Source organism: Rhodopirellula sp. JB055 (assembly GCF_043100905.1).
In the GTDB taxonomy this organism is placed as follows: domain Bacteria; phylum Planctomycetota; class Planctomycetia; order Pirellulales; family Pirellulaceae; genus Rhodopirellula.
Map to the genome: position 1 here is coordinate 1 of NZ_JBICHO010000301.1, position 10241 is coordinate 10241.

A 10241-nucleotide genomic window follows, 5' to 3' on the forward strand; every position below is an offset into this window, starting at 1 on the left:
TCAGCAAAAGGGCTGGCTTCCGCGGGCTGGACTATCTCAGCCGGCGGTGTCGCTGCATCTTTGGCTTGGCAGTGAATTCCTGTTGCGAAGGCAACCAGTGTCAAGACAGTCAACGCACGAACAAGAATTTGCATGGAACCACTGAAAGGCAAAGAATGGAAGTCGAGTCTACGAAACCGAAATCTCAAACTGGATTTCGCTGACGTTTCCGCCAGGATACTCCACAACCAGAGGCACCGCTTCCATTCCAGGCACCATGTTGAAAACACGCGACGAAGCACCACTGGACTGGGCACCACTGGACTGGGCATCACTGGACTGGGCACCACCGTGAATTGCAAACGGCACATTGCACTTGCAGACGACTGTGCCCTCCGGCTTTTCGATCTCGATCTGGTTCTTGGATACTCTTTGGACCGTTTCGCCAGTCGGTGAAACGATGGGAACGATCAAAGCAAACGCGTTTGCTTGGCGATCGGATTGGGCTGGTGAGGCCGTGATCAGCACGCGTTCTCGTTCAATGCGATAGCTCAACTGGCACTGGGAATTTGACTCGTCGTCGATCTGCCGGTCTTCGTCCTGCAACGTCGTTGTGACGTCGAATCGGACTTGGTCATCAGTCGCGTTGGAGGTCACGTTGGCTTTGAGGTCGTACAGATTCGTAAACCATCCCGCTTCGTTGCGTCGTTCCAATCGAGTCGTCAGCGGGAAGTCCTCCTCGGGTTGCGGTTGTTGATTCAGCGGTTCGACTTGGATGTAACGAGCCATGCTGGATGCCAGCAACGTGCCGACTTGGGCGTGATGAAGGACCGCGAGCGAGCCGCCAGTGGGTTGCTGGATGTGATCGACCGATTTGGTTTTGTAGATGGAGTCATACGCCGACACGGTTGCTCGCCATGGGCCTTTTGCTGCCAACCATACATCCAGCTCTGTGAAGTGCTTGACACCATCTGACGTGACTCGAGGCAACGGTTTCAGTTCGTGTTTCGTCGCCGTCGGTTGCGTCTTGTCCAGCACCAAAGCCATCGCTTTGGCGTGTGCGAAGGTGTGGTGGATGCAGGGTTTGACCCCGTGAGAGACGTAGTGAGGACCGCCATGCAGCAGGCCGTCTGCCGTGCATCGTTTCAGCAGTTCCGCATTTTTGATCGCGGCGGTTTCGAATGCTGGATTGCGATCAGCCATCAATGCGAACGCGGGTTGGCATCCATCCGCGGTTCGACTGCCCCAATAAGACCATTTGGCTGAACGAGTTCCCCAACTGTTGTCCCAGGCACCATCGGGCAGCATGAATTCCAGGTGCCCATTCATCGACTGAGTCAACAAATCCAGCAGCGATTCATCACCGACTTCCAAGGCGTACAGCACCAAGCCATTGAGGGACTCTTCGACGTTGTAGCCAAGATCAACCGGCAGCAGTCCACGGCTGCTGCGAATGTCGTTGGGCTTTCCCTCTCCCCAGAGCAACTTGTTCGGTTCGGTAAAAAACTCTTTGACTCGGACCGCGAGCTGCTGGCTGCGTTCGGTGTACTTGGCATTGTTCAATACGCGGCCGAACAAATGAAAGCCGTAGACGGCCGTCATGCCGTAATTCAGATTCGTGAAATCAATTTTTCGAAAGTCGCTGAACAAGTACCCTCCGGCTGCTTCGTCCAAGCGTTGTTCCCAGGCACGCTTTTCGTCGGCATCTAGGACTTCACCGTGGTAGTGCAGTGCTTCGGCCAACGCGATCGCGCCAAAGATGGTGGTCCCACGCCAAGAACGAGGGTTGATATCGTTGGTCCAGCTACCATCTTCTCGACTGACGTTGTTTTCCGCCCACGCGTACACATTCCGTGCCGCGTCCAAGTACTTCTGTTGGCCGGTCGCATGAGCCAAGCAAAGAAACGGGTACAAGGCATCGCTGCATCGACCGTGGATGTGACTGCAGGAGTCACATTGGAGAGCACCGTGCGCGGACGGATCATCAGGTGCAACGGTTTGGCGGCGGATCATGCCATCGCACCAATCCACCAGCAAAGACTTTGCCAGCGATCGCAGATCCGAATGTTCCTGCTCGGGCAATCGGTTCGGTGACGCAGCATTCTGCGACGCAGAATCGGGGCCACTCGCCGAGAGGGGACGCGTCCCCAGCAACTTGTTCGCACTTACCAGTCCGCCAAGGATGCCGAGCGAGGTCATTCCGGCAAATTCACGTCGATCCATGGAGTGGTCTTTGTATCGTTCGTTGGGGAAGGGGAGTGTAGATGGCCATTGCTTGCAGGCCATTCTGATCAGGTGGGTACGCAAGTCTCGTCAGGTGGGTACCAAGTCTCGTCAGGTGGGTACCGAGGAATCACAGTGCCGAAAATGCGTTGACCCAAAAAATGCGATCAGCCAGTCATTAATAAAAACGATGAGCAACGGCTGATACTCGGCACTACCATCCCGACATGGGGGTGATCTGTTGCGTTATTTCTGATGAAACCAACGGGAAAATTCAGGAACTGACGCGAAGTAGAAAATTGATCGCAAAAAAGAAAGGGTCAGTTGGGAAGTATACAGAGGCAACATGCGAACACGGACTCCATCGAGACTTGCCGCTGTGCTGTCAAATGATCCCGTTCGATCTACACTGATCGAATCCCGCCTACCACCCTGCCGCTGAACGCTGATCAACACCTATGCCATTTCAACGGGGTTCTCTCCCAAATCGGTTCGCCCGCGAGACGTGCATGCCGCCCGTCTTGATTCTGGCCACCGCCCTTTGCACAACGTTTTTTGGTTCGCTCGCGCCACTTCGCTCACATGCTGAGGATGTCGATCGGGAGGCAGAGAATGCCGAATCGGTTTCCATCGCGGACGAGTCATCGGTTTCGTTCAGTCGCGACATCCGGCCGTTGCTTTCGAACCGATGCTTTGCTTGTCACGGTCCAGATGCTGGTTCGCGAGAGGGTGGTTTACGACTGGACCAACCCGATGGAGATGAGGGGGCGATTGGATACGCGATCGAACCTCACTCGGTTGAGGACAGTGAAGTTTGGCACCGGATCACTGCCGATGACGAATCGATGTTGATGCCGCCACCGGATTCACACTTGAAGCCGTTCAACGAAGAAGAAACGGAATTGATTCGGCGATGGATCGAAAGCGGTGCTGTTTATGAAGACTTCTGGGCTTTCCGAGTCCCAGAACAACCACAACCACCGGTGGCCAAAAACGCGGATTGGAGTGCACAAACGGTCGATCAGTTTGTGCTTCGAAAGTTGGAGTCGCAGCAGCGTCGCCCCTCCGAAGAAGCCGACGCGAGAACTCTGTTGCGGCGAGTCACCTTTGATTTGACGGGGTTGCCTCCCAGTCGTGAAGCAATCCGCGAATTCGAATCGGCCTACGCTCGCTCACCCGAATTGGCTTGGGAGGAACTGATCGACGACCTGCTTTCGCGTCCTCAGTTCGGCGAACACATCGCCCGTCACTGGCTGGATTTGGTGCGTTTCGCTGACACGAACGGAATGCACAAGGACTTCTATCGCAACCACGTCGCCTATCGCGATTGGGTGATTCGTTCTTTCAACGAAAACCTTCCGTACGATGAGTTTGTTCGAGATCAGATCGCCGGCGATTTGCACCCTCAGCCGACGAAAGACCAACTCATCGCGTCCGGATTCAATCGATTGCACTTGATCATCGATCGCGGGACGGCATTGCCGGAGGAAAGCCACGTCAAGAATGTGCTCGATCGCGTCACCGCCGTCGGCACCGCGTTCATGGGACTGACGGTTCAGTGCGCCCAGTGTCACGACCACAAGTTTGATCCGATCACTCAGAAAGATTTCTTCTCGCTGTACGCGTTTTTCAACAACATCGATGCCGAACCCGAAACCAATCCGCGAAAAGTGGTGGATGGTTTCCAAGAGCCTTTCGTGCGATTCCCCACCGAATCCCAGCAAGCCGAACTGGATCGACTGGAGACGGAATTGGCAAGCCTCAAGCAGCAAATTGCTCCTCGCAGCGAGCGTATGAACCAGGTCACCAAGCAGCTTCAGCAAGTCAAAGAGATTGAGCCCAAGGAGGAAGTTTCAGACGATGAGTTGGCGAAAGTCGAGGAGGCGGAAACCATTCCACCTGAGGACTTGGCTCGCTCGAATACAGATCGAGCGTGGGACGCTTTGAAAGAGGCTCTTCAGAACGAACTTGATCAGACGCGGGCGTCGTTGGAGAAGTTGCAGAAGCGTCAGGCGAAATCGCAGCGTCAAAGAGACGCCGTCGAGCGTGCAGTCGAAAAAGCGATGGTGATGAAGGAACGCGATGAGGTCCGAAAGACATTCGTTCTGATTCGCGGTCAGTACGACGCGCCCGGGGAAGAAGTCCAACGTGGCGTCCCCGGTTTTCTTCCGCCGCTGAAGACCCAATCTGAAACACCGTCCCGCATGGATCTAGCCAATTGGATGGTGTCTCCTGAAAACCCGCTGACCGCTCGCGTGGCGGTGAACCGTTTCTGGCAACTCTTTTTCGGCGTCGGGCTCGTCAAGACGTCCGAGGATTTTGGCAACCAAGGGGAGGTCCCCAGCCATCCTGAATTGCTAGATGAATTGGCGGTATCGTTTGTCGAGTCCGGGTGGGACGTCAAGGCGTTGCTCAAGCGAATCGTGATGAGCAAAACGTACCGCCAATCTTCGCGAGCCACTCCGGAAGAGTTCCAAGAGGACGCGGAAAATCGTCTGCTCAGTCGTGGCCCACGCTATCGGTTGGATGCCGAAATGATCCGCGATCAGATCTTGTTTTCGAGCGGGCTGTTGTCCACGCGAATGCACGGCCCAAGTGTCAAACCACCCCAGCCGGATGGGTTGTGGAAAGCGGTCTCGATGACGGGTGAACGTTTCCGTCCCGACCAGGGCGAATCGATCTATCGCCGCAGCATCTACACGTTTTGGAAACGTGCGATGCCGCCGCCGCAAATGACAATCCTCAACGCACCCAATCGCGACGCTTGCATCGCACGCCGCGAAAGAACCAACACGCCGACGCAGGCTTTGTTGCTGCTCAACGAAAGCGAATACCTTCGGGCCGCCCGGCAATTGGCTCAATTGGTTCTGGCGGAACCTGCTGAGAACCAAATCGTGTTCGCCTATGAAACTGTCACGTCCAAACTTCCGGATTCGAAAGAGGTCGACGTTTTGCAAACGTTGCTGAACGATCTGCGTGACGAATACACCAGTTCGCCCCAACTGGTCGACGATTTGTGCGAGGGAGTGTCCATCGACGCGCCTCAGGACAAGGTCGAACTCGCCGCTTGGACGGTGCTGTGTAACACGCTCTACAACCTCGATATCACCAAGACAAAAGATTGATCGGCATGCATAACCACATCAGCTCGACAAACGAAAATCGTCGTCGGTTCTTGGCCAATGCCGGAATGGGATTGGGGACTTCAGCGCTCGCATCGCTGGTCTTGGGACCAAAGCTCGCAAACGCCGCGGCCCCCAGCGCCGCGTCCGGTGCACCATCCGATATCCCGACGGGTTGCCACTTTGCTCCCAAAGCACAACGCGTGATCTTTTTGTTCATGGCGGGCGCCCCCAGCCAAATCGACTTGTTCGATTACAAACCGGAACTGGCCAAACAGTTCAATCAACCGTTGCCTCCGTCGGTCAGCCAAGGCCAACGCGTGACCGCCATGACACGTGGCAAAGAACAATTGATCGTTCCCAGTCGCTTTGGTTTTTCTCAGCAAGGCGAGAGCGGCATGTGGATGAGCGATCTGTTGCCGCACCTGTCGACCCAAGTTGACAAACTGTGTTTCATCGATTCGATGCACACTGAATCGATCAATCACGATCCGGGGAAAACCGCGTTCTGCACTGGAACGGAGCTGCCGGGCAAACCAAGCATGGGATCCTGGTTGAGCTACGGATTGGGAACGCTGAACAAGGATCTGCCGGACTACATCGTGATGCCATCGGCTTACTGGAGCGGCAAGGTCAACGTGCAAGCGTTGTACTCGCGCCTTTGGGGAAGCGGGTTTCTGCCGTCCAAGCACCAGGGCACCAGCTTTCAAACTTCGGGCGATCCGGTCCTGTTTCTTTCCAACCCCAGCGGCATCGATCCAGCGATTCGTCGGCGCATGCTCGATTCGCTTGGCGACCTCAACCGCAAGCACTTTGGTGAGATCGGCGACCCCGAAATCGAAACGACCATCGCTCAACAAGAGATGGCGTTTCGAATGCAAACGTCGGTCCCCGAACTGACGGACATCTCCGACGAGTCGCCCGAAACACTGGCGATGTACGGCGAAGAAGTGAACAACCCGGGTTCTTATGCCCGCAACTGTTTGCTGGCCCGCCGGATGGCGGAACGCGACGTTCGCTTCATTCAGTTATTCCATCGCGGGTGGGATCACCATTCGAAGTTGCCGGCGAACTTGCCCGGCCAGTGCCAAGATGTCGACCAACCAACGACAGCCTTGCTTAAAGATCTCGAGCAACGTGGGTTGCTCGAAGACACGCTGGTTGTTTTCGCTGGTGAATTCGGCCGAACGGTTTACGGCCAAGGCAAACTGAACATGGACACCTACGGTCGCGATCACCATCCCAGGTGCTTCACCGCGTTGTTAGCCGGTGGAGGCGTCAAAGGCGGGATACGACATGGTGCGACAGATGAGTTCAGCTACAACGTCGTTGCCGACCCGGTTCATGTTCGCGACCTGCACGCCACGATGCTTCATTTGCTGGGCGTCGACCACAAACGGCTCACGTTCCCGTTCCAAGGGCTGGAACAAAAATTGACCGGAGTGGAACCCGCTCGTGTGGTCAAAGAGATCGTTGCCTGAGGCGATTCGAAGGCTTCTCTGGGAAAGCCGACCTCTCCAAAACATCGTTTCGGGAGAGGTATGCCATGCGGATATCTGCCGAAATGCGGTATCAGAATGCTGCTCGGTCTCGTGGAAGGGTGATGGCATCCATTGATTTTGGGGAAAACTCTTCAATTCAGTCGAATTTTCGCAAATCGTGCGAACATTCTCAGGAATAGATCTCGGTGACAATTTTCTCGCTGCCATTTTGAGCGAGATTGGCATCACCGTTTTCTTATCGCACTCTTGAGAAACTTCAATGGAATCCTTGTCCCAACATCCACGCCATAGGACTCGCGTGGGGTTCACGCTGGTTGAGCTCCTCGTGGTCATCGCCATCATCGGGGTTTTGGTCGGCTTGCTGTTGCCCGCTGTCCAGGCCACACGCGAAGCCGCTCGCCGGATGAGCTGCAGCAACAACTTCAAGCAACTCGGCTTGGCCCTGCACAACTACCATTCCGCCTACAACAAGCTACCCATGCACGGTGGCGGAACTCATCCCACCGTTGCCACTCACCCTTGGGTCAACACAACGACCGGCAACAACATGCGATTGAGCATGCTGGTCGGCCTGATGCCATTTGTCGAGCAACAGGGACTTTGGGAGTTGATTGCCAATCCGAATGACTTTGACAAAGACGGCACGATTGATTTTCCCGCCATGGGGCCAACTCCGGAAAACATCGACTACGTTCCCTGGGCGACCGACATCCCAACACTGCGTTGCCCCAGCGATCCTGGCAAGGGGCTGCCTTCATTGGGGCGAACGAACTACGCCGCCAACCTAGGAGACTCGACTGACTACATGCGTGATGGATTCGTGTATGTGAGGAACAATTCTTCGGTCTTGCCTTATGCAGCCACCTCGGCCACTTCCCAACGAACCAATGCCGCTCATCGTGGCATGTTCATCGTTCACAAGTCGACTCAGTTTCGTGATGTGCTGGATGGATTGTCCAACACCGTTGCGATGGGCGAACTGACCACGGATCTGGGGGACAAGGACGCTCGAACCAGCTTGACTGCCGGTGGGACATACAGCACCAACAACAACCACTGGACCATCGTCGTGACGCCAAACTGGTGTGAGCAACACCTGGATCCCCAACGCCCTCAATTTTGGCGTCCGGAAGCTCCGGTTGTCGGAGCGACCTCGGGACGTGGGTATCGTTGGGCCAGCTTCAACCCCGTGTTCTCAATGGTGCATACGGTTCGGCCGCCAAACTCAGAGATTTGTTCCGCTGGTGCCGTCAACCGCAATAACCTGATGTCGGTTTCCAGTCGTCACCAAGGTGGTGCTCACATCCTAATGGGTGACGGTGCGGTCAAGTTTGTTACCGATTCGATCGAAGCCGGCAATCAAACGAACCGCATGGTCTACCAATGGGGAACCGCAGCGTTCAATAACGCTCCCGGGGCGGAAAGCCCTTATGGTTTGTGGGGAGCTTTGGGAACACGTGCGTCACGCGAAGTGATCGACGGCGAATTCTGATCCTCCTGATCGACACGCAAAAGAAAACGCCCCGCCAGCAATTGCTGATGGGGCGTTTTTCGTATCACGGCGAGATGATTGTCCGGCTCACTCTTTGGGTGGTTTCATTCCGTTCTTTTCCGAGCCAGCGTTCGCAGCTTCTTCGGCCGCGACCATTTCCTTGTACTCTTCGATGCTTTGTTCATCTGCGCTGTCTTTTACATTGACTGGCTGTGCCTCGCTGCACCCCAAGCAACTCATCATCAGTACCAGGCAACTGGCTTTCTTAACACTCAACTTCATCTTATTACTCTGCGGAAAAGCGAATTGTCAAACCAAAGGTTTCATGAAAAGGGGATGGTTGATCGCTTGAATCCTAACATCAGGATGCATCCCTGCGAACTCTTATTATTGAAACAACGAAAGCGAAACGTCACATTCTCGGGGCGGGGAATGAATTAGGGGCGATGCATGATCGACCACCTTGGAAATCGCAGGCAGAGATCAATTCGCGATGGGCGGCGTGCTTTCGAGCCATTCGTCGATGATGTTGGACAGGCGTTGGACTTTATTAGGGTCCTGTGCAGCGAGATCGTTTCGATCATCCGGGTCTTTCTGAAGGTCGTAAAGCTCTTTTCCGCTAGGGCGGATTATCAGCTTGTCCCATCCATCGATCACAACTCGGGCCTGCAAGCCATTGTCGATCTGATCCAGTTGGTCCAGGTCACTGTCGTGGTCGTAGACGTCCACGAAGATTCGGTTTCGCTGACGCAGTGCCTCGGGATCACGCAAATCCAATCCGGGCATTTCCTCGGGAGGTTCAATTCCGCAGGCTTTCAAAATGGTGGGAGCGACATCAATGTTGCTGGCAAGCGTGGATGAATCTCGCAGCGGCCTCACGGCCCCCGCGTGCGTAATGATGATCGGCGTTCGGATCCCCGCTTCCACGGGCTCACGCTTGGAACGAATGCTCGCGTTCATCTTGTTGGGGTCTTGAACCCAACCGTTGTCGCAGGTGTAGACAAAAATCGTGTTCTCGTAGAGCCCCTTGTCTTTCAAATACTGAATGATTTGTCCGCAACCTTCGTCCAGCCACTCGACATTGGCCCAGTAACGAGCGGTAGGTTCATTGGGAGCGAGGTCTTTGTACTTGTTGAACAAACGGTCGGGGGCGTTGTGCGGTGCATGTGGCAGGAAGACTCCGTACCAGATGAAGAATGGCTTTTCGTCCTCGACAGCGGAATCGACGAAGTCGTACACCGGCTTCATCGTGGTTCGTCCAACTTGCAGACCGACATCTCCGTGGCGTCCGCCGCGCGAAACGTCACCATGGGTCATCGCATCGGTGAAGCCATGATCCAGTGGATTTTCTTCCCACCATTTTCCGGTTTGCAAAGTCGCGTAGCCGTTTTCCTTGAGCGACCGAATGAACGAGGGCTGCTGGTGCAACGGCGCGGTCATTTGCTTTCGCAGCGATGCGAACAGTTGCAAGTTCTTTCTGCGATTTTGACCGGTCGGCATCACGGGATCGTTCCCGCGAATTCCGGTCTGATGCGGGTACAAACCGGTTGCAAGACTTGCCAGGGAAGGCCGGCAAAGCGGCGCCGTGACATAACCTCGCTCATAAACTAGCCCCGACTTCGCCAATTGGTCGATGTTGGGTGTTTGGAGATGCGGATGCCCCATGAACCCATAGTCGGTCCACGATTGATCGTCACTCAACAGGAACACGACGTTGGGTTGTTTGGCCTGCGTTTGGTCCGTCGGGCAGACTCCAGCGATCAAAACAACACACGCGACAACGGCGGACCATCGGAAACTGTTCATGCTTTTCAGTTCAGTCATCTCAGGTGCAGTGAAATTCGATCGTAACTCGATCGGGGTGGGGAGGTTCTTAAGCAGGTCGGCAGGAATGGTCGGGTAGAACCTCACGTAGGCGAGTCT

General features: G+C 55.2%; 6 protein-coding genes. 3 read left to right on the top strand and 3 right to left on the bottom strand.

Going from position 1 to position 10241, the window contains the following annotated elements; translation table 11 throughout:
- Window positions 1-168 precede the first annotated feature (168 nt).
- Window positions 169-2202: a hypothetical protein gene (locus ACF8AM_RS11865; protein ID WP_392555835.1), complete on the bottom strand. Its 2034-nt coding sequence runs from the start codon at window positions 2200-2202 to the stop codon at window positions 169-171.
- Between the two features lie 509 nt (window positions 2203-2711).
- Here ACF8AM_RS11865 and ACF8AM_RS11870 point away from each other — a divergent pair.
- From ACF8AM_RS11870 to ACF8AM_RS11880, 3 genes are all read left to right on the top strand, one after another.
- Window positions 2712-5327 (top strand): DUF1553 domain-containing protein, encoded by a 2616-nt coding sequence (locus ACF8AM_RS11870; RefSeq protein WP_392555836.1) that lies wholly within the window; start codon window positions 2712-2714, stop codon window positions 5325-5327.
- Between the two features lie 5 nt (window positions 5328-5332).
- Window positions 5333-6805 (top strand): DUF1501 domain-containing protein, encoded by a 1473-nt coding sequence (locus ACF8AM_RS11875; protein ID WP_392555837.1) that lies wholly within the window; start codon window positions 5333-5335, stop codon window positions 6803-6805.
- 280 nt (window positions 6806-7085) lie between these two features.
- Window positions 7086-8318, top strand: a complete 1233-nt coding sequence (locus tag ACF8AM_RS11880) for a DUF1559 domain-containing protein (protein ID WP_392555838.1) — start codon at window positions 7086-7088, stop codon at window positions 8316-8318.
- An 87-nt stretch (window positions 8319-8405) separates the two neighbouring features.
- On the opposite strand, the gene ACF8AM_RS11885 is transcribed toward ACF8AM_RS11880, so the two are convergent.
- A complete protein-coding gene (locus ACF8AM_RS11885; protein ID WP_392555839.1) occupies window positions 8406-8600 on the bottom strand; it encodes a hypothetical protein in 195 nt (64 codons plus the stop codon).
- A gap of 201 nt (window positions 8601-8801) precedes the next feature.
- On the bottom strand, window positions 8802-10124 hold the full coding sequence (locus ACF8AM_RS11890; RefSeq protein WP_392555840.1) for a sulfatase: 1323 nt from the start codon (window positions 10122-10124) through the stop codon (window positions 8802-8804).
- Window positions 10125-10241 lie beyond the last annotated feature (117 nt).